The organism is Candidatus Saccharimonadia bacterium (assembly GCA_035544015.1).
Taxonomy (GTDB): Bacteria; Patescibacteriota; Saccharimonadia; order UBA4664; family UBA4664; genus UBA5169.
On record DATKIP010000093.1, the window covers coordinates 215,691 to 236,238 of the forward strand.

Annotated in this window: 22 protein-coding genes and 1 tRNA gene; 18 read left to right on the forward strand and 5 right to left on the reverse strand. The window is 58.0% G+C overall.

The window, feature by feature from the left end:
* The first annotated feature begins 47 nt into the window (after nt 1-47).
* The 8 genes from VMT30_07610 (at nt 48) to VMT30_07645 (ending at nt 8,012) form a co-directional block, all read left to right on the forward strand.
* The gene (locus VMT30_07610) at nt 48-992 is read left to right on the forward strand and encodes an L-lactate dehydrogenase (protein ID HVQ44796.1); all 945 of its coding nucleotides are present in this window, start codon (nt 48-50) and stop codon (nt 990-992) included.
* Between the two features lie 108 nt (nt 993-1,100).
* On the forward strand, nt 1,101-1,619 hold the full coding sequence (locus VMT30_07615) for a hypothetical protein (protein ID HVQ44797.1): 519 nt from the start codon (nt 1,101-1,103) through the stop codon (nt 1,617-1,619).
* Complete coding sequence (locus tag VMT30_07620) at nt 1,612-2,169, forward strand: non-canonical purine NTP pyrophosphatase (GenBank protein ID HVQ44798.1); 558 nt, start codon at nt 1,612-1,614, stop codon at nt 2,167-2,169. The genes VMT30_07615 and VMT30_07620 overlap by 8 nt, the downstream gene beginning before the upstream one ends.
* A gap of 80 nt (nt 2,170-2,249) precedes the next feature.
* Complete coding sequence (gene dnaX / locus VMT30_07625) at nt 2,250-3,758, forward strand: DNA polymerase III subunit gamma/tau (protein HVQ44799.1); 1,509 nt, start codon at nt 2,250-2,252, stop codon at nt 3,756-3,758.
* Nucleotides 3,758-5,170: a replicative DNA helicase gene (gene dnaB / locus VMT30_07630; GenBank protein ID HVQ44800.1), complete on the forward strand. Its 1,413-nt coding sequence runs from the start codon at nt 3,758-3,760 to the stop codon at nt 5,168-5,170. The genes dnaX and dnaB overlap by 1 nt, the downstream gene beginning before the upstream one ends.
* A 57-nt stretch (nt 5,171-5,227) precedes the next feature.
* Complete coding sequence (locus VMT30_07635; GenBank protein ID HVQ44801.1) at nt 5,228-5,701, forward strand: GtrA family protein; 474 nt, start codon at nt 5,228-5,230, stop codon at nt 5,699-5,701.
* A complete protein-coding gene (locus VMT30_07640) occupies nt 5,701-7,242 on the forward strand; it encodes a glycosyltransferase family 39 protein (protein HVQ44802.1) in 1,542 nt (513 codons plus the stop codon). Before VMT30_07635 ends, VMT30_07640 begins: the two co-directional genes overlap by 1 nt.
* On the forward strand, nt 7,239-8,012 hold the full coding sequence (locus VMT30_07645; protein ID HVQ44803.1) for a glycosyltransferase: 774 nt from the start codon (nt 7,239-7,241) through the stop codon (nt 8,010-8,012). The genes VMT30_07640 and VMT30_07645 overlap by 4 nt, the downstream gene beginning before the upstream one ends.
* On the opposite strand, the gene VMT30_07650 is transcribed toward VMT30_07645, so the two are convergent.
* Nucleotides 8,009-9,865 (reverse strand): glycosyltransferase family 39 protein, encoded by a 1,857-nt coding sequence (locus VMT30_07650; protein HVQ44804.1) that lies wholly within the window; start codon nt 9,863-9,865, stop codon nt 8,009-8,011. The two genes, VMT30_07645 and VMT30_07650, sit on opposite strands and share 4 nt — an antisense overlap.
* A gap of 84 nt (nt 9,866-9,949) precedes the next feature.
* On the opposite strand from VMT30_07650, the gene VMT30_07655 reads away from it, so the two are divergent.
* Nucleotides 9,950-10,237, forward strand: coding sequence for a YbaB/EbfC family nucleoid-associated protein (locus VMT30_07655; GenBank protein ID HVQ44805.1), 288 nt, complete (start codon nt 9,950-9,952; stop codon nt 10,235-10,237).
* A gap of 5 nt (nt 10,238-10,242) precedes the next feature.
* A complete protein-coding gene (locus tag VMT30_07660) occupies nt 10,243-10,887 on the forward strand; it encodes an HAD family hydrolase (protein HVQ44806.1) in 645 nt (214 codons plus the stop codon).
* On the opposite strand, the gene VMT30_07665 is transcribed toward VMT30_07660, so the two are convergent.
* Complete coding sequence (locus VMT30_07665) at nt 10,877-12,049, reverse strand: hypothetical protein (GenBank protein ID HVQ44807.1); 1,173 nt, start codon at nt 12,047-12,049, stop codon at nt 10,877-10,879. The genes VMT30_07660 and VMT30_07665 overlap by 11 nt on opposite strands.
* A gap of 73 nt (nt 12,050-12,122) precedes the next feature.
* On the opposite strand from VMT30_07665, the gene recR reads away from it, so the two are divergent.
* Genes recR through cysS form a run of 6 tightly spaced genes read left to right on the forward strand, consistent with a single transcriptional unit; the run spans nt 12,123 to nt 16,794 of the window.
* Nucleotides 12,123-12,716: a recombination mediator RecR gene (gene recR / locus VMT30_07670; GenBank protein HVQ44808.1), complete on the forward strand. Its 594-nt coding sequence runs from the start codon at nt 12,123-12,125 to the stop codon at nt 12,714-12,716.
* A complete protein-coding gene (locus VMT30_07675) occupies nt 12,713-13,501 on the forward strand; it encodes an inositol monophosphatase (protein ID HVQ44809.1) in 789 nt (262 codons plus the stop codon). The genes recR and VMT30_07675 overlap by 4 nt, the downstream gene beginning before the upstream one ends.
* Nucleotides 13,498-13,749, forward strand: coding sequence for a DUF1653 domain-containing protein (locus VMT30_07680; protein ID HVQ44810.1), 252 nt, complete (start codon nt 13,498-13,500; stop codon nt 13,747-13,749). The genes VMT30_07675 and VMT30_07680 overlap by 4 nt, the downstream gene beginning before the upstream one ends.
* 4 nt (nt 13,750-13,753) lie before the next feature.
* Nucleotides 13,754-14,743, forward strand: a complete 990-nt coding sequence (locus VMT30_07685) for a DHH family phosphoesterase (GenBank protein ID HVQ44811.1) — start codon at nt 13,754-13,756, stop codon at nt 14,741-14,743.
* Nucleotides 14,740-15,315 carry an HD domain-containing protein gene (locus tag VMT30_07690; GenBank protein HVQ44812.1) on the forward strand — a complete coding sequence of 192 codons (576 nt, stop codon included), beginning with the start codon at nt 14,740-14,742 and terminating at the stop codon, nt 15,313-15,315. Before VMT30_07685 ends, VMT30_07690 begins: the two co-directional genes overlap by 4 nt.
* Before the next feature lie 12 nt (nt 15,316-15,327).
* A complete protein-coding gene (gene cysS / locus VMT30_07695; protein ID HVQ44813.1) occupies nt 15,328-16,794 on the forward strand; it encodes a cysteine--tRNA ligase in 1,467 nt (488 codons plus the stop codon).
* Here the strand turns inward: cysS and VMT30_07700 are convergent.
* Entirely contained in the window at nt 16,791-17,819 is a 1,029-nt protein-coding gene (locus tag VMT30_07700; protein HVQ44814.1) for an AI-2E family transporter, read from the reverse strand. The genes cysS and VMT30_07700 overlap by 4 nt on opposite strands.
* A gap of 85 nt (nt 17,820-17,904) precedes the next feature.
* Between VMT30_07700 and VMT30_07705 the strand changes: the two genes are divergently transcribed.
* Both VMT30_07705 and VMT30_07710 read left to right on the forward strand, forming a co-directional pair.
* Nucleotides 17,905-17,979, forward strand: a tRNA-Gln gene (locus VMT30_07705).
* Between the two features lie 94 nt (nt 17,980-18,073).
* Nucleotides 18,074-18,769, forward strand: a complete 696-nt coding sequence (locus VMT30_07710) for a hypothetical protein (protein HVQ44815.1) — start codon at nt 18,074-18,076, stop codon at nt 18,767-18,769.
* Between the two features lie 82 nt (nt 18,770-18,851).
* Here VMT30_07710 and VMT30_07715 read toward each other — a convergent pair whose 3' ends face one another.
* Together VMT30_07715 and VMT30_07720 are read right to left on the reverse strand one after the other, a co-directional pair.
* Nucleotides 18,852-19,766, reverse strand: coding sequence for an NADP-dependent oxidoreductase (locus VMT30_07715; GenBank protein HVQ44816.1), 915 nt, complete (start codon nt 19,764-19,766; stop codon nt 18,852-18,854).
* A gap of 42 nt (nt 19,767-19,808) precedes the next feature.
* Nucleotides 19,809-20,546, reverse strand: coding sequence for an SDR family oxidoreductase (locus tag VMT30_07720; protein ID HVQ44817.1), 738 nt, complete (start codon nt 20,544-20,546; stop codon nt 19,809-19,811).
* Nucleotides 20,547-20,548 lie beyond the last annotated feature (2 nt).

The window sequence follows — 20,548 nt, forward strand, 5'->3', positions numbered from 1 at the left end:
AAAAACGACCCCTCCCCGGGGTCGTTTTTGCGTGGTACACTCACTAGGTGCATTCCAGAACGGTATTTATCATCGGCGGCGGAGGCATGGTGGGAGCGAGTGCCGCCTACACCATTGCCATCCAAGAAACCGTCAGCGAAATCGTCCTCATCGATGTGGCCACCGAGTTAGCGGCAGGCCAAGCCATGGACATCAGCCACGCCACCGGCTACTCTGCCGGCGTACGCGTGCGCACCGGCGATTATAGCGAAATCAAGCGCGACGACATCGTCGTCATCACCTCCGGCGTACCCCGCCGACCCGACCAAACCCGCCTCGAGCTCACGGGCATCAACGCCCGCATCATGCGCGACGTAGTAGGGAAGGTGATGGCGCAGGGCCAGCCAGTGTTTATCGTGGTAGTCACGAACCCTGTCGACATCCTCACCCATGTCGCACTCGTTGCCTCAGGCCTACCTCGCTCGCGCGTGTTCGGCACCGGCACCACTCTCGATACCGCCCGGCTGCGCATCACGCTCGCCCAGCATCTCCAGGTCTCGCCGGCCGAAATCCAAGCCTACATCCTCGGCGAGCACGGCGACTCATCGTTTGCGGCCCTCTCTGGCGCGTCCATCGGCGGCCTCCCCTTGGCGAAATTCCCCGGCTACAAACCTCAAATGGCCGCGGGGCTCAGTCACGAAATCCGCACTGCATCGCAAAAAATCATCGAATCCAAAAAGGTCACCTATTTTGGCATCGGCCAAGTCGTCGCCAAGCTCGTGGCCGCGCTCACTCACCCCGACGGCGGCATTTTCCCCGTCTGCATGCTCACCAAGGGCGAGTATGGCCTTCGCGATGTCGTCTTGGGCTTGCCGGCTCTCGTCAACGCCAGTGGCGCCCAGCTGCTCGACGATTATCCGCTTAACGCCGCCGAAATAAAGCAGCTCCGCGAGTCCGCCGCGGTCCTGAAAGACGTTGCCGAAACGCACATGGCTTCACCCCAAAACGTCTAAAACTCGCGGACTCTGAGTAAGAAGCCTCGAGATTGTTTTGACTTTGCTCGCTGGGCGTAGTATGAATAGAGCCAAGCAAGAGTGAAACCAAGACCAAAGGATATTTGGGTGGCAGATATTACGGAAAAACAACTCAAGACGCTCAAAAAGCTCATCGAATCGGCTGAAACCAATTTGGCCGGCGCGAAAGAGCTCCTCACGAGCCTCATTGGCTCCGACGAAACCGTTTCGGTAGCCGAAGCCAAAAGCAGCACGGGCAGCACCGGCAAGGTCATCGAGGGCGGCTTCGACGGCCAGCACATGATCGGTCCCGACGGCAAATCCTACCCAGTGCCAGCCAACTATGCCAGCAAATCCAAGCTCGTTCAGGGCGACCAACTCAAACTCATCATCGGCGATGACGGCACGTTCATCTACAAGCAGATCGGCCCCGTAGAGCGCAAAAAACTCATTGGCACCCTCAATCTCAAAGATGGTGCTTACTTCGTAGAAGCGCGCGGTCAGGAATACCATGTGCTATTTGCCAGCGTCACGTATTTCAAGGCCCAGCCCGGCGACCAGGTCACCATGGTGATCCCCGAAGAAGGCGAAGCCGAATGGGCCGCTATCGAGGCCGTAATTGGCTAAACCGTCCGCTTCGCTCTATTTCATCACCGGCAACGCCGGCAAATTTCGCGAAATCCAGGCAGTAATCCCCGAAATCCAGCAGCTCAAGCTCGACCTCGACGAGATCCAGAGCCTCGATCCGCAAGTCGTGATCGAGCACAAGCTCACCCAAGCCGCCGCTCACCACGACGGCACCTTCATCGTCGAAGACACCATGCTTACATTCGGCTGTATCAAGCCACTTCCCGGCACGTTCGTCAAATGGTTTCTCGACGCGCTCCGGCCGGCAGGCCTGGCCGAGCTCGTGACGCACTACGAGGATCATTCTGTCACCAGCCAGGTCACCATCGGATACCGAGACACGGGTGGCGCTACCCATTACTTCTCGGCCCAGCACCACGGGCAAATCGTCGCCCCCCGAGGCGAGAATGGCTTCGGTTTTGACTCCATTTTTCTCGCCGACGGCCAGACCAAAACCAACGCCGAGCTCTCCGCCGACGAAAAGAATGCTTTCAGCGCCCGCGGTCAGGCCGCCCGCCAGCTCGCCGCCCACCTCGCCACCTCTGCATAACCGCAAGCGTTATCCACTATGAAGCCGTCCGCCAATCAGATATAATTCTAGTCTGAAGTGAGGGGAAGTGAGGCTAGGCCGTGGCTGAGTTAGCGTTGTATCGTAAATATCGCAGCGGAAATTTTTCCGAAGTGGTGGGGCAAGATCATGTGGTCCGCACCCTCAAAGCCGCCCTCGAAAGCGGCCGGTTGCGCCATGCCTATCTCTTTACCGGTCCTCGCGGCGTTGGCAAAACCAGTGTCGCCCGACTGCTCGCCCGCGCGCTCAACTGCACTGGTGATCCCAAGCCTTGCAACCAGTGCCCCAATTGCCTCACCGCCATCAACTCATCACTCGACATCATCGAGATGGACGCCGCCTCCAACCGCTCCATCGACGCCGTCCGCGATCTGCGCGACAAGGTCAACCTCGCCCCCACCCAAGGCCGCTACAAAGTCTACATTATCGACGAAGTCCACATGCTCACCACCGAAGCCTTCAACGCGCTCCTCAAAACCCTCGAAGAACCGCCGGCCCACGCCGTGTTTATTCTGGCCACCACCGAAGCCCACAAGCTACCCGAAACCATCGTGTCGCGCACCCAAGCCTTTGCCTTCAAACCCATCAGCCAGGCCGATCTCACCATCCATCTCGAGCGCATTGCCGCCAGCGAAGGCATCAAGACCGAGCCAGAGGCGCTCAACATCATCGCCACGGCCGCTCGCGGGGGCTTTCGCGACGCCATCAGCCTGCTCGACCAATTAGCCGGCGCCGGCACCCAAACCATCACCGCCGCCGGAGTACGCGAGCTCCTTGGCTACTCATCGGGCGAGGAGCTAGCCGCGCTCAGCCGAGCTATTGCCGCCCGCGACACCCGAGCAGCGCTCGCTGTAGCCGCCCGACTCGACGCCGCCGGTGCCCAAGCCGGCACCGTGGCTGCCCAGCTAGCGGGCCTGTGGCGCAACCTGTTGCTAACCATCACCGGCGCTGCCCCGGCGACCGACGACGTTGTGCGCGAGCTCAGCTCCACCGTCGAGGCCGCCCATGCTGCCACCGTCATTTCGTGTCTCATCGAAATTTCTCGCTCTAGCTGGCCCCAATTAGCCTTAGAGGCCGGGCTCGTGCAACTCACCGCTGCGCCCCAAACCGCCACAGCCGCCCCCGTCGCCGCTCTCCCCACGCCACCCATGCCCGCAGCCGCCAAACCCGCCCCGATCGCGACCCCGACCGTCGCCGCACCACCACCCCCAGCCGCCCCCGCCGCAACCGCCACGCCGGCCACAGCCGAAGCCAACCTCTGGCCCAAAGTGCTCATTCTCATCAAGTCCCAAAACAATTCGCTGGCCGCACTCCTCCAGATGTACCCGGTAGAATTCAGCCCCGATGAAGTCACCGTCAAGCCTCGCTTCAACTTCCACCGCGACCTCTTCCTCAAACCCGCCAACCGCACCACCATCGAATCCGCCATGGCCAAGGTCTACGGCCGCTCGCTGCGGCTCGCATCGCGCACCACCGAAAACGCCAAGGCTGTTCGCAGCGGCAAACGCGACGCCACCGCCGAACTCGTATCCTCGGCTCTCGAAATCCTCGGTGGCGAGGTCGTAGACTAATGGCTCAGCCAAGCACCAAACGTCGTCGCGACGAACCAGCCGCCCCATCCATCGGCGAGATTCTGGCGCGCGAGGTTTCGGCCGGCCGCATCCCGCCGCAAAACCTCGAAGCCGAAACCAGCCTCCTCGGCTCCATCCTGATCGAAAAAGACGCCATCATTCGCGTCGCCGACATTGTGTCGGCCGAAGATTTCTACGTTGATCGCCACGCCCTCATCTACGCCGCCATTATGGATCTCTACGAGCAACGCCAGCCCATCGATATCGTCAGCCTCTCAAACAAACTCAGTGCCGCCGGGGAACTCGAGCGGATAGGGGGCAGTGCCTACATCGCCAGCCTCACGAGCGCCGTGCCCACCGCGGCTCACGTCGTCCACTACGCCGGCATCGTGTCGCACAAAGCCACCCTGCGCCGTCTCATTGCCGCCGCCTCCAACATCACCGGCTACGGCTACGACGAGCAAACCCCGCTCGACGCCCTCCTCGACAAAGCCGAGCAAACCATCTTTGAAGTTTCGCAAAAAAACCTCAAGCAAAACTTCATCCCCATCAGCTCCATTCTCACCGACTCCTTCGACCGCCTCAACGAAATGCACTCCAACGCCGACAAACTCCGCGGCATCCCCACCGGCTTCCGCGACCTCGACCGCCTGCTGGCCGGCCTCCAAAACTCCGACCTGCTCATCCTGGCCGCCCGCCCGTCCATGGGTAAGACCACGCTCGTCATGAACATCGCCCACCACGTGGCCGCCAAAGAGGGGATACCGGTCGGCTTCTTCAGCCTGGAGGTCTCCAAGGAGCAGCTCATCGACCAGCTCCTGGCCATCGAATCCGGCATCGACTCCTGGAAACTGCGCACCGGCGCCCTCGACGACGACGACTTCCCGCGCATCAACGAAGCCATGGCCGAGCTGTCCGAAGCCCCGCTCTACATCGACGACTCCGCGCTCACCAACGTCATGGAAATGCGCACCAAGGCCCGCCGCCTCCAAGCCGAACACGGCCTCGGACTCATCGTCATCGACTACCTCCAGCTCATCTCCGGCGGCGCGCGCAGCCTCGAAGGCCGCCAGCAAGAAGTCTCCGAAATCTCGCGCGGGCTCAAAGGCCTCGCGCGCGAGCTCAATGTGCCGGTGCTGGCCCTCTCCCAACTCTCCCGCGCCGTCGAATCCCGCAACCCGCCCATCCCACAGCTTTCCGACCTGCGCGACTCCGGCTCCATTGAGCAAGACGCCGACGTGGTGGCATTCATCTACCGTCCCTGGTATTACGACAAACAAGCCGACGAAAACACCACCGAGGTGCTCATCAAAAAGCACCGCAACGGCCCCATCGGTGATGTCGAACTCTACTTCCACCCCGAACAACGCCGGTTCACCGACGCCCCCAACAGTTTCCGGTCTCATGGGTAACGTTTACGCGCGTACTCGAATCGGTTATGCTTTAAACCATCAACACCAGAGGTATTCGTGCTAAACAAACAGGTACTCCGCGGTCACGATTTAGTCCGTTTTAGCAAATTCGGCCTAGTTGGCGCCCTCAACACCCTTATCGACTTCGCGGTGTTCAACTTCCTCTCGAGCATATTCCGCTTTACGCTCATTCAATCAAACATCGTCTCTACCACTGTGGCAATGCTGTTTAGCTTTACCGCCAACCGTCACCTCGTGTTCAAAAAAGATAACGGCAATGGCTCAGTCTGGCGCCAAGGCATCATCTTTTTCGCCGTCACCGCTTTTGGCTTATATGTACTCCAAACCGTCACAATCAAGCTGCTCACCGAAATCTGGCTAGCGCCGATTGGGCTGGGGCTAGCAGCCGCCCATATGCTCGGCATTTTCGGCCACGATCAATTTTTGGCCAAAAACGGCGCCAAGGCCATCGCGACCATCGTTAGTCTCGTCTGGAATTACATAATGTATAAAAAGGTAGTGTTTTCGTAATGACAAAACCACCCGCAATCACCCCACCATTCGCCTGGCTCGGCCGGTACTGGACCCCAGTCGGTCTCGCTCTCATCACCGGCACCGCCGCATTTTTCCGCTTTTATCAGCTGGGCAGCCTTCCGCCCGGGCTCGACGAAACCTCCGCGCGCATCGGGGTGCAGGCACTCCAGCTCGACACCACCCACGGATTTCCCGCCCTCAACACCGCCAACGGCTACTCCGCGCTATGGGTTTGGCTCCAGGCAGCCGCTATCGGCCTATTTGGCCACACCGCACTCAGCCTACGGCTCTGGGCCGCAGTGCTCGGCACGCTCGCCGTCGTCGCCACCTGGCTCTGGCTGCGCGACTGGTTTAGCCCCCGCATCGCCTGGGTCGGCGCCCTCACGCTCGCCGTATCGCCCTGGGCCGTCACCCTCAGCCGAGGCGGCCTCGAATCGGCCCTCCCGCCAGTCCTGATACCGCTCACGCTCTGGCTCTGCGGCCGCGTCATGCGCCAGCCCAGCTTGATCGCCTACGCCGCACTCGGCGCCGCCCTGGCACTCAACCTACTCAGCGGGCCCATCGGCTGGATATTCACGCTCGCCATTGTCGGCATCGCCGTGGTCAAATCTGCCAAAGACCACAATCTGCTCAAAATCACCCGCGCGCGTCTCGTCGGCTCCAGCATCTTGGCACTCGGTCTCGCTGTCTTGGCCTACCTCACAGCCACATCGTTCACCAATCTCAAATCTGCTCCCCATGCCCTCGGCCTCGTCAAAACCGCCGGCGCCTTCGCTGACAACATCGTGAAAGTCCTGCTCATGTTCAACGTTCACGGCGACGAAAATTACCGCCACAATCTCGCCGGCGAGCCGCTTCTCAACGCCTTCGTGGGCCTCATGCTCATAGCCGGCCTGCTTGTGAGCATCTCGCGACTCCATCGCCAGCGCTACCGCATATTGCTCCTGCTCGCGTTTGTCATGCTCAGCCCAGCGCTTCTGGCCGGAGCCGGCACGCCCAACGCCAGCTGGGCCGTCGGAGCCATGCCCTTTGTCTTTGCCTTCGTGGGCCTGGGTACGTCCTACATGCTCGAGCTCTGGTACGCCACCTTCCCGATCAACTCCGCCGCTAGGGCCACCGGCCAAGCCGCCATCATCCTGCTCCTAGCCCTATCGCTGCTCCAGGGTTATACCCAATACTTCCGCGCCTGGGCCGGCTCCACCGCGGTCTACGTCGCCTACAACGAAGGCACCACCCAAATGGCCACCCACCTGCGCACCGACAAATTTAACGGCGAACGATTTGTGGTGGTGGGAGCCGATCAAGTTCCCGTCTTCGAATACCTCGACCACGACCTGGCCAACTACCGCCTGCTCGACACCACCGCGCTCGCCGGACTGCCCATCGCCACTGCCAGCCGCGAATTCTACATCGCCACGAGCACCCGCGACGCCGCCGTCAAGATACTCAAGGCCAAATTCCCCGGCGGGGTACTGCACCCGCATTATTCGGGCTTCAACCAAATCGAAATTTACTACACCTACGAAACCACCAAATGAGCGAACCTACCATCGACCTGAGCATCATCATTCCAGCCTACATGGAGGCCGCTCGGATCGCTGACGCTCTCGTCGACCTCGCCACCTTTCTCAAATCCCGCGATTACGGTAAGGTCGAGGTGATCGTGGTCACCGCCGACAGCCCTGACGGCACGGCCAAAATCGCGGCCGCCCAAGCCCGTCTGTTCAAACACTTCCGCCTCGTGCAGGCCGGCCCGCGAGTCGGCAAGGGCCGCGACGTGAGGCTGGGCATCTTCGAAGCCCGCGGCCGCTACCGCCTCTTCATGGACGCCGACCTCGCCACCCCGCTCCACCACCTCGACGACGTCAAAGCCTTCATGGATCGCGGCGGCGTCGTGGGCATCGCCGTGCGCAACCTCCTGGTGATTCACAAGCAATTCACGCGCAAGTTCGTATCCAAAGCCGCCAACATCGCCGCCCAAGTGCTCGTGGTGCCCGGCATCAAAGACACCCAGTGCGGCTTCAAAGTCTTCGAGGCCGAGGCCGCCGAAAAAATTTTCAGCCGCATGACCATGCTCCAATGGAGCTTCGACATGGAGATTCTCGCCATCGCCCGTCAGCTCCACTACCCCATCGAATACTTCGACACCCCCGACTGGAAAGACCCCAAAACCGCCGGCACCAGCCTCGTCGGAGATTCCATCATCAAGGTTGCCCTCAGCGGCTTCCTCGATCCCTTCAAAATCCGGGCCGGCATTTGGGCCGGTCGCTACCGCCAAGCTCACTACACTCACAAAGCCCGATACTAATACAGTTTATAAACGTAAATACTATTGCCAATCTGGGCTACGGGTTGGCGCACGCGCAAATACTCATACCCCGGCCGGTGATCCTTTTGAGCGTAAAACCGGTCGTTCTCGAGAAACGTCTCCGATACCGCGATGTACTGGCCCTTATACGGTCCATAATCTGCCCGCCACTGCTCAAACACGCTCCGCGAACAATCATACCCATCCGCCAATGTCACCAAATTACCCGCATCGTCATACCGCCGCTGACAGAAGTAGTATTGCGGCACGCCGCCGCCAAAGTAATCCACCGCAATATGATGAATTTCCGGATGCGCCTTCACGTAGCCCACAAGCCGCTTCAGATCCTGACCCCAATCCACGTTAGAGTCCGAAAAATAACGCCCCGCATTCGCCCCGCCACCGATAAACTCATTAAAGTACGACAAGTAGCTCGGATACGTCGCCACCGTGCTGCCGCCGTACCACACCAAAAGCAGCGCTAATGCCGCCACCGCTTGACGCGCCCAGCGCCCAGCCGCCAGCCGCCGCATCAGCTTCACCGTACCCACCGCCACCAATACAAACAGTGGCACATACACGGGCAAAATGTGCCGAATGCCCAAATTCAGGTTACCGGCTGTCGAAAACCCAAAATAAAACGCCGCAAACAAACCCAGCACCCACTCAAACAAATGACCCCGAATCGACGCCGCCCAGCGGGCCGGCCACTCACGCCTGGGGGTGCCGCGCCACGCCCACAGCACGAGCCCCACCAACACCACCATCAATATCAAGAGCCCAATCTGGGTCTTGAGCACAAACAGCTCCGGGAAATACGTATGAAAACTCTGGTTCGACACCTGCCCGTTAAAGTACGTCACGTTCCCGCCCGTCACGCGCCCAAACACCATCAGCACACCAAGCAAATACTGCACCAGCGGCTTCATCAGCGGCAAGTGGTTGATGGCCGCCAAACCATCCGCCAGCGCCCGAAACCGGCTATCAAACGATCCCTGGATGAGCGCATCCTGCACCGCCGTCGGCATCCGCCACACCTGCGGAATGTAATACAGCCACACCCATGCCAAGCTGACGACGCTCGCCCCCACCAAGCCGCCCACGTACGTTCGCATCCGCGCCCCCAGGCTCGCCGGACGCCGCAACACCAGAGCCAAACCGATGCTTACCAAACCCAAAAACGCGTACAACAAAATTCCCGAAAACTTCGCGAGCTGCGCGCCCGCAATCGCTAGCGACAACCACCAAAACGTCATCTTCGTCGGCCGTTCCACAAACCACACAAACGCCGCCAGTGCGATCACCATGAAGATACTCGCCCCCACATCGGTCGTCACCAGCGTGGCATGAGCCAAAATATTCGGACTGAGCGCATAGAAAAACAGCGCCAGCAGAGCCGTGCCGGTGCCCCAACGCCGCCGCACGATCCAATACAGCACCGCCCCAAAGGCCAGCGCCAGCAGCAACAACGGCAGCCGCGACAACAACAGAATCTTGTCGGCATCGTTGCCCAAGTGATACAAGAAATTCCAGCCCGTCTCCCACTGACCATTCACATCCGTTTTCCACGCTGGCAGGTCGAGCGGAAATTTGAGAGGCGTAAACTGCAGCGGCAGCGCCGCCAAGTCTTTGAGAAGCGGCGGGTGCTCCGGGTTAAGCCGGTAGTCTTGATAATGCAAATACGAGTATCCCGCCGAAATGTGCGCCACCTCGTCCACGATGGCCGAATTGCCGGCCATACTGCCAAAACCGAGCACCGCCATCACCGCCAGCAGCCCTCCGGCGATCCAGGCCTGTTGGTTCTGTATGATGTGTGCGAGCTTGGCTATGGTACGATTGGAGTAAGACTTCATGATGCCCTTGAGTATAAACTGATTCTAGCATAAGTATTATTCAAGCGGGCGGGTCTGTCACAACATAGCGTAAGGAGCATACCCATGTTCGAAAAAAGTAAGGCCCTGTTTGAGCTCAAGAAAATTCAGAGTGCACTCTCCAAGGAAATCATTGAGGTAGAGACCGGAAATGGCGCCGTCAAGGTGCGCATCAACGGCGAGCAAAAAATCCAAAAAATCACCCTCGACGAAGCCGTCATTCGCGGCACCGAGATGGCCAAGGTCGAAAAATGGATCGAATCCGCCATCACCCAAGCCATCACTCGCTCGCAGCAGCTTGCCGCCGAAAAAATGCGCAGCGTCGCCGGCGGATTGGGGCTACCCGGGCTGTAGACCGAGTGGCAAAACACTACCAATACATTCTGCTCGACTGGGACGGCAATCTCGCCAACACCCTCGACCTCTGGATGGCCGCCACGCGCAGCGTTTTGGCCCGCCACGGGCATTATCCCGACGACCAAACCCTCGGTGCCAGCCTCGGCCACTTTGAAGTAGCCTTCGCCCGCCTCGGCGTGGAAAACCCCCGCGCCGCTATAAACGACATCCGGGACGAAGTCACCGCCAACCTACCTCAGGCCCCCCTGTACCCCGATGCACTCGAGGTCCTCCAACACCTCAAGTCCCGCGGCAAAAACCTCGCCCTCGTCACCACCGGCTGGCGACCCATGATCGACGCCGCCCTGCAGCACCACGAGCTCACCGGGCTATTCGACATCGTCATCACCGGCGATGACGTCACCCACCACAAACCCCACGCCGAACCGCTCCAAAAAGCCCTAGCCGCCCTGGGCGGCATCAAAGACCAGGCCATCATGATCGGCGACACCGAAAAAGACATCGGCAGCGCCCACAATGCCGGCATCGACTCCATCCTCTTTCTCCCACCCCAGCACGCCCCTTTCTACGACTTCGAGGACATGCTGGCGCACCGCCCCACCCACGCCATCACCGATTTTCGCGATATAATGGGGCTTATTGCGTAGCGTCCGTGCGTAAATAAGAACCAACGTTAGCCATTGTGCGAGGCAAGGGTCCTAGGCCGTGCACATCCGATATGATCGTGATAATGTCTTCGTCGGCCAGCTCATTGTGTCGGCGAAGATCGTGAATATATTCAATCTCTTCGGTCGGAAATGCAGAGGCTATCTTCCGCGTATACATAGCCCATTCAGTATTATCCCGCAAATCACTACTCGGCCTATCAACCGGCCGGTCCTCAATAAACCCATCTAAAATAGGATCAAACACTGCCTCGATATAAGCCTTCGCCAAGAGATCGCGACTCGGCTCCTTCCCAAATCTCATGCTTCTCTCTAATTCCCCACGATAGTTAAAAGAATAGGGGCGCCCCGGGAAGCTACGCGTTGCTTCCACGCCCATCGTCCGAACCGCCTCATGATGAAGCGCCGTATGAAAAGCCCCTACACTATCGACTACCCTTAATTCTGATTTTTGCTTAAGTTCGGGGTGGCGCTCCAAAATAGCCTCGAGTTCCGGCTCCAGACGCTCCAACATAACTTGCTCTCGCTTATGTTGCCACTTCGCAATGTCAGTCGCTCGTCCTCGAACCTGTGCAAGCACTTCATCAAAACTCGCCGTCTTATCGTAAGGGCGAGCGTAAGCCTCGAAAATCTTCTCCGCTATCTCATGATCCTCCTCTTCCTCCTCGGCTCGCAAATCAATATGACCCACTACTACCCCGGACCCATACAGCGCCCGGAGCTGCGCTTCATCAAAAGTGCCGCGGATCGATTCGTCTGATCCATAAAAGGTATCAACAACCGTCTCGATATGGTCAGCGGGAAAATCAGCTGGGTTAGCATCTGCCAGCTCCTGCATTCGGCTAAGCCCCTTACGCCCCCTGGCCGCTTCGTATAAATAAACATCAGCCCCCTGAAGCTTCCCAGGCAAATCGGGGATATCTTTGGCACTTCCATGCGGAGCAAAATAAAAATCTAATGCTATTGGTGGCCAGTCCGGATGGCGTTCCGCCAGGGTTTTGCGTGTCGACTCAGCTTCAACACTACGCGCAGACTCTGACAACTCCGGACCCTCTACGGATTCGCCCTGCAATTGGGCGAGCAAGTCCTTTGCCCCCTTAAAGTGATCCCGATCACCCGGAGATCCAAATTCTCTCTGTTCCATTTTGCCATAATATCATGCACCGTGTAATTCCAGGGAGCCGGTTAAATTCTGATAAACTTAAAAAGTCATGCAAATCATCCCCTCATCCGTCGAACGCCTCATCACCGAGCTCGGTAGACTCCCGGGCGTCGGGCCGCGCACGGCCGAACGACTGGCTTTTTTTATGCTCAAAAATGACCCCACCCGCGCCAGCGCCCTCGGTGCCGCGGTCGATGGGCTCCACGCCGGCGTGCGCAATTGCCGCGTCTGCTTCAATTTTGCCGAGGCCGATGAATGCGAGGTCTGCCGCTCGCCCAGCCGCCTGCACAATCTCATCGCCGTCGTCGAGGAGCCCTTCGACGTGGTGGCGGTCGAAAAAACCGGCCAGTACCAGGGCCTCTACCATGTGCTCGGCGGCGTCATTTCGCCCATCGACGGCATGGGCCCCGACCGCCTCGAAATCGCCAGCCTCATCACCCGCGTGCGCAGCGGGGGAGTCGACGAAGTCATCCTCGCCACCAACCCGTCGCTCGAAGGCGAATCCACCGCCATGTACATCCGTGCTCAACTCGAACCCACCGGCGTCAAGCTCACGCGGCTCGCCCGCGGCTTGCCCGTAGGGGGCGACCTCGAGTATGCTGACCAAATTACGCTCGGCAGGGCACTCCAAGGAAGACAGGCATTTTGATCGACCACGAAACGTATCTCGCATTTGCCACCAAACTGGCCCACCAGGCCGGCGACATCATGCTCGAGCATTTCCAGATCGGAATCGACCGCGACACCAAAACCGACAACACTCCCGTCACCGTCGCCGACCTCAAAATCAACCAGCTCGTCATCGACACCGTCCGGCAAACCTACCCCACCCACAGCATCCTCGCCGAAGAGGGGAGTCACCTCGAGCCAAACGCCACCCACGTTTGGGTCTGCGACCCCATCGACGGCACATTTCCCTACACCCTCGGCGTGCCCACCAGCACGTTCTCGCTGGCCCTGGTAGTTGCGGGCAAGCCCGAAGTCGCTGTCATTTACGACCCGTACACCAAGCGGCTCTATCGCGCCACCGTGGGCAAAGGAGCCTTCGTCAACGATCAACGCCTCCAAGTAAGTTCCCATATCTCCCTGAAAAACACTCACGTGGGGGTCGCCGTTTACAAAACCGAGCAACTCGACATCGCCGGCCTCAACGCCGAGCTCATGGAGCAAGGAATTTGGGGGCTATCGTACCTGTGCATCACCTACGAAGGCACGCTCGTGGCCCTTGGCCAGTTTTCGGGCGCCACCTTCGCGTTTACCTCGCCCTGGGACATTGCCGCGCTCAAGCTCATCGTCGAAGAGGCCGGCGGCACCGTCACCGATCTCTACGGGCGCGAGCAGCGCTATGACCAACCCATCCGCGGCGCCATCATTTCCAACAGCCATGTCCACGACACATTGGTTTCGATCGTTAAAAAGCACCTGCTACCGTGACCGATCTCAAGCAAGACCTCGCAGCCGCGGGCAAACTCGTCACCGTCGGCGCACGCTACCGCCATTACAAGGGCGGCGAATACCAGGTACTCCAGCTGGCGCTACTCGAAGCCACCACCGAGCCCTGCGTCGTGTATCAAGCCCAATACGGCGACCGCCTGAGCTTCATCCGTCCGCTCACCAATTGGCTCCAGTCCGTCGAATCAGACGGACGCCGTATCCAACGCTTCACCAAGCTTGTACAATAATCCAATGAAATCACAGCTCTCCCACCTCGCCGCAGCCGTGGCCGATGCCACCACCATTCTCATTCTCCAACCCGATTCGCCCGACGGCGACAGCCTCGGCACCGCCCTCGGGCTCGAGGAAATCCTCGGCGATCTCGGCAAAACAGTTGCCATGTACGCCTACAAAGCCCCCGAATCCTATCTGCACGGCCTCGAGGGCTGGGACCGCGTGTCGCAAGACCTGCCAAAATCGTTCGACCTCACCATCCTCGTCGACACCGGCGCACCCGCGCTCATCAAATCCGCGCTCGAGCACCACTTTGCCGCGCTCACCTCCAAGCCGTTTTTCATCATCGATCACCACGTCTCGCGACAGCCTTTTGGCTTTACCGTCACCGAAATCGTCGAAGAGGCCGTCGCTACGAGCGAGCTCGTCACCCGCATCTGCCTCGAGCTCGATTGGCCCATCAATGAGGCGGCGGCCGGCAAACTCGCCTCGGCGCTGCTCAGCGATTCGCTCGGCCTCACCACCTCCGGCACCACCGCAAGGAGCGTCGAGGCCCTCGCCGAGCTCACTCGCCGCGGCGCCAACCTCTACGAGCTCTACAAAACCAAGCGCGAGGCCGGCGCTATCACCTCAGATTTGCTCCACCTCAAGGGCAAATTGCTCGAATCGGTCGAATTTTACGAAGATGGCAAGCTCGCCGTCGCCGAAATCACCCCCGACATGGTGGCCAAATACAAAGACATCGCCGAACCCTACACGCTCATATTAAACGAAATGCAATGGACCAAAGGCGTCGAGCTCGTCGCCGTGTTCAAAAATTACGGCTCCAAAATCAACGTCCCCCTGCGCTCCACCACCGGCGTCGCGGCCCCCATCGCCGAAATCTTCGGCGGCGGCGGTCACCCCAACGCCGCCGCTTACCGCACCAAAGGCACCCACATCCGCACCGAAATTGACCTGCTCGTAAAAACCTTCCACGATTACCTCACAAAGCAACCCGCCGCATGAATCACACGCCCGAGCTCCTCAGCCAACTCCAACAGCTCGTAGCCGGCGTCAGCAACATCGAGCGCCATCACTACCACCCCGGCACCGATCAACACGAAAACGTCGCCGAGCATAGCTTGTCGGTGGCGACCTTGTCCTGGTTTCTCCACCAACACGTCGCGTCGACCACCAATCTCGACCTCGTACTCAAATATGCCATCATCCACGATTTTGTCGAAATCTACGCCGACGACGTACACACTTTCGCCGACCCCAAAGCCCGCCAGCGCAAAGAAGTTGACGAAGCCAAAGCCCTCGGCCGACTAACCAGCGAATTAACCTACTTCCCCGATATCACCACTTGCCTCCAAGACTACCAAGCCATGGCTAGTCCCGAAGCCCGGTTCGTCTGGAGCGTCGACAAAATCCAAGCCTACATTCTCGGCAACCTCGATGAGTGGCGACCGTACCGCGAGTACCCCGTTAGCCTCGAGCAATTTCAAGCCAAACAAGCCGAGCATCTCGAGCAGTGCACCCCCGAATTACAACCCATTTTTCGCGACCTCATAGCCTACACCCTCAAAACCTATTAAGATGCACCTATCATGAAACTCCACAACACGCTCACCCGCACCGTCGAAGACCTCGAGCCGCACTCGCCCGGCACCGTCACGCTCTACACCTGCGGCCCCACCGTGTACGATTACGCTCACATCGGCAACCTGCGCAAGTTCATCTTCGACGATGTGCTGCGCCGCACGCTTGAAGCCACCGGCCTCACCGTCCGCCACGTCATGAACATCACCGACGTCGGCCACCTCGTCGCCGACGAAGACGAATCGATCCTCAGCGAAGACAAATTCGAAAAAGGCGCCCGCCGCGAAGGCAAATCCGTCTGGGACGTCGCCGCCCAGTACACCGAGGCGTTCAAAGCCGACATGAAAGCCCTCAATGTTTTGCCCCCCAACGTCGACCCCAAGCGCACCCAAAACCACGCCGCGGGCGACCCCTATGCCCGCGCCACCGACTTCATCCCCGAGCAAATCGACATGGTGGAGCGCTTGCTCAAAAACGGCTACGCCTACCAGACGCAGCAGGCTATCTACTTCGACATCCAAAAACTCGCAGGTTACGGCAAACTCACCGGCCAAGACCTGGGAGACAAAGAAGTCGGCGCCCGCAGCGAGGTCGTCACCGACCCCCACAAGCACCACCCCCACGACTTTGCCGTCTGGTTTTTCACCACCGGCCACTTCGCCGACCACACCATGCGCTGGCCCAGCCCTTGGGGCGACGGCTTCCCCGGCTGGCATCTCGAGTGCTCAGCCATCATCCATGCCACCCTCGGCGACCCCATCGACATCCACACCGGCGGCATCGACCACATCGGCACCCACCACCCCAACGAAATGGCCCAAACCGAGGGTGCCTTTGGCCACGATCTCGCCCGCCTGTGGGTCCACAGCGAACATTTGCTCGTCGAAGGCGCCAAAATGTCCAAATCCAAAGACAATTTCTACACCCTGGCCAACCTCACGGAGCAGGGCTTCCACCCTCTGGCATTCCGCTTGCTCATGCTCCAAGCCCATTACCGCAGCCAGCTCAATTTCACCCTCGAATCGCTCGACAGCGCCCAAAACACCCTGCTCAACCTCTACGCCTGGGCCGACCTCAAGCACCAAACCGGCCTCGCCGAAATTCGCCTGGGCGACGACGATCTCAGCCAATTTCTCGATCGGATCAAGCTCGCCCTGGCCGACGACCTCTCCACCACCCGAGCGCTAGCCGAACTATTTGGCTACAGCACCAGCCTAGCACCCGGCATGACCCTCAGCCCCGAAGACTTCGAGCCGCTGCTCGCCTCCCTCGACGACCTCTTTGGCCTGCGTCTCGCCGGCCGCCCCGACATCAACGACGCCGCCAAAGCCCTCATCGCCGAACGCGAAACCGCTCGCGAGGCCAAAAACTGGGCTGCTGCCGACAAACTCCGCAAGCAGCTCGCCAAACACGATCTCGAAATCAGCGACACCCCCAACGGCCCCCGCTGGCGCCGCGCCACGACCAGACTCTAGCGACGAATCGCCAGCCGATGACGCGCCAAGTCACGCGCCAATATTTGCACACTCGCACCCACCGGAATAGCCACGATGGCGCCCAAAAACCCGCCCAAGCCCACACCAACAAGCACCGAAACCAACACCAAGAGGGGAGACATCTTCACCGTGCGCCCCTGCACCAAGGGCTGCAATACATGATTTTCAACCTGCTGGTAAATCAAGAAGAATATCAGCATCACCAGTCCTGCCGAATTCGAGCTAAACAGCGCCGCAATCACCACCACAGCCGCACCAATCGTTGCGCCCACCAGCGGCAGCCAATCGAAAATCCCCACCAAAATGCCCAACGGCACCGCATACGGCACGCCCAAAATAGTTAGCAAAATGGCTGTAATGCTAGCCGCAAACAGGCTCATCAGCAAATAACCCAGCACATATCCGGTGACCGCCTTGTACATTTCGCCAGCCAGTTCGCGCCCATGCACCCGCCGCTTCTCGGGAACCACTCGCCAAAACGCCTCCACCCAGTGCGGCCCCTCGAGCAACATAAAAATAGTAAGTACCAAAATCGTCAACCCAGCTGCAAAGCTGGCAAACAATCGCTGCAACACCGAAAAGAACGAACCGCCCGCCGAAGACACGTAGCGAATCAGCTCTGTCTGGCTATTCTTCACTCGATCCACCAGATGGTAGTTTCTGATCTGTTCCGACACCACCGAGTGCCCGTTCACCAACTCATCGGTATAGTGCGGCAAATTTTGCGCCAATCGTTCGCTCTGGTGAATCAGCGGCGGCACCAGCGCCACCAACAAAAACGCCAACAACGCCCCCGCCAGCAAAAACACGCTCGCCACCGCCAGCGATCGGCTACGCACCAGCCTCCTAAGCTGCTCCACCGACGGATTCAGCGCCACACTCAAGAAAAACGCCGTGCCCATCCACACCAACTGGATGCGAAGCATATAGGCCGCCAGCAGCATTCCCACAAACAACGCCGTAATACCAAGGACCTTTACTACCGTGCGGGAAGAAATATTCATAACTGAAATAAATTATGGCATAACGAACCAAATTTGCGCAAGAACAGCCGGTAGTTTAAAATCTAAGGCTGTTCACCTACATCGTTGGGGAGTGGCCAAGTGGTAAGGCACCAGGTTTTGGTCCTGGTATTCGGGGGTTCGAGTCCCTCCTCCCCAGCCATTGAACTTATGCTTAAAATAGCGGCTCAATTGAGTCGTTATTTTGTTGTCAGCCTACATATCGTATAAAATTTAAACATGATCAAGAATTAAATATGCCGGAAAATCAGAACGGTTTGAGTGGCGTACAGTTAAGCCAGGAACTTGAGCGTCAAGTGGAGGCAGGAAGACTGAGTGGAGATTTATTGCGGGACTTCTATCAAACCTTTCGTCTTTCCCAAAAAGAGACAGCTATTCAACCACCTCTGTTTAGTTTCTTGGCAGATCAGCATTTACAAGTCGGCCACCAGGACATACTCGTCGACGCCCTCACGCTAGCCGATGATAAGGTGGATGAGTTGCTACCGCCACGCCGTCATGGCGATACCGATGCAGAATCCCGTAATGATCCCGAAACAGGCTTCCGGGCCATGTGGGCCGAATACTCGAAAACACTCCAAGATCCAGATTCAGGTATTAGGCGATCTCCTGAACTTATCTTGGAGGATATATTGGCCCAAGACCTACATTATCAGGACAACGAGCGCCCAAATCGAGGGGATCAAGATGACGTCCATGAAAGCATTGCCCGCGAATACATACTTGGTGATCGGCTCACTGGCTCAGCCCAGCTTATGGCTGCGCGAAACCAACTACGAGAAGCACTAATGTCGCCAGCCGTTGACGAGGACACTGGCGGCGACTGGATGCTAAAGCGCCGAGAAGAATTGATAGGGAAGTGGGAGGCCAATCATCCCGGCCAATCGTTTATGCCGCAAGGCCAGCAGGACTCGTCACTAGAAGGGTTCTAACTTCATTAACTAGCCCCAGCCAAGACTCGCCGTAAAGTGGATTTGATCAAATATATTAACACCCTGCACGCACGTAAACTCTCTAGAATCTTATCGCCGTCTTCCCAAGCTCGTGCTCTTCTTCCATATAGATGTAAGCATCTCGCACCCGATCTATCGAGAATGTTCGCGCAATAGGAACTTCAAGCTCTCCCTCATCTATATAACGCAATAAGGTCTGTAGAGTTTGTTTGCCGTTAGCGTCTGCCGAACCTTTGGACTGAGCTTGGTATCTATGTGCCGCTTGGAAATCAATGGTTGTATTGATGCGTTCTGGGCTTACGCCTAGTTCTAAGGCCAGCTCTACGTAACCGTCACCTACCGTGTCAATAAAGGCATCGACTACATCTGCTAGTCTGCGTATTTGTGTCGCAGTATCGCCATGGTAATCCACTGGTGTAATTCCGTGAGCATATAACCATTCATGGTAGTTCTCGCTCGCTATTCCTATAACATGCGCTCCACGTATGACCGCCAATTGGCTAGCTATAGCACCGACGCCACCAGCAGCCCCAGCTATCACCACTGTATCGCCGGACTTCATGCCAACTGCCTCAACTGACGCTATTGCCGTGTTGCCAGCCACAAATAGTGAGCCGCCGACTTCCCAGGAAACACCTTTCGGTTTGAGCGTCAGCTTATCTACGTCCGCTAATACGAATTCGGCATGACTTGCCCGATTGTCCGTATAGCCAACAACCTCATCACCCAATTTGAAATCTGTTAGGCCTTGGCCTAATTCTTGGACGATACCAGCAAAGTCGGATCCTTCGCCGCACGGTAGTTTGGTCGGAAAGAAATCTTCAAGTAGTCCCTGCCGAATCATAGACTCGCCAGGGTTAAGGCCGGCCGCTTTCACCCGTACGAGAACTTCGCCTCGACCAACCGCAGGCTGCGGCAAATCGACAATCTGCAATCTTTCGGGGCCGCCAAACTCACAAAATTGCACCGCTTTCAGGCTTGCCTCCTTATGTCTTTATGTCTACGCAGGCTTTAACCTCTACCAAGGCAGCTCACCATCCTCATCCCGGAAACTAGCAGTAGGACCGTCTGCTCCGAGAGTGCTTAACTTCACAATAATAGTTGCTGCTTGTTTGGCTGACTTCGTGCCACGATGGCCGTTGAAGTCGGTATCGACAAATCCTGGACAGGCTGCATTTACTTTTATGCCCTCGCCCTCTAATTCTTTAGCAAACTCAATCGTAATGGCATTGAGAGCAGCCTTTGAAGATTGGTATTGCAAACTGTTGATACCGTAAAACATGTCATTTGGATCAAGTGCCATGTTAAGTGAGCCTAGGCTACTCGAAACGTTTACAATCCGAGCTTGGTCTGCCAATCTGAGCAATGGAATCATGGCAATTGTCACGCTCGTCACGCCAAAAACATTCGTTTCATAGACCTGGCGCACTACGTCTATATCGGTCTGGCTTGGTGGTGTGCGTATATTACCCCCTGATATTCCAGCATTATTAACCAAGATATCGAGTTTACCGAATTCTTTGGATATCTGAGCAGCAGCCTTTTTAATACTTGTACCATCGGTCACGTCAAGCGAAAGGTAGGTTGCGAGAATGTTCTGAGAAGTCAACTGCTCGACCGCAGCCTTACCACGACCTTCATCTCTCGCGCCAATCAGCACATGTATACCTTGTTCACCTAGTTGTCGTGCCACTTCAAAGCCGATACTTTTATTTGCCCCCGTTATGAGCGCGACTTTACGATTATCTTTTGTCATAG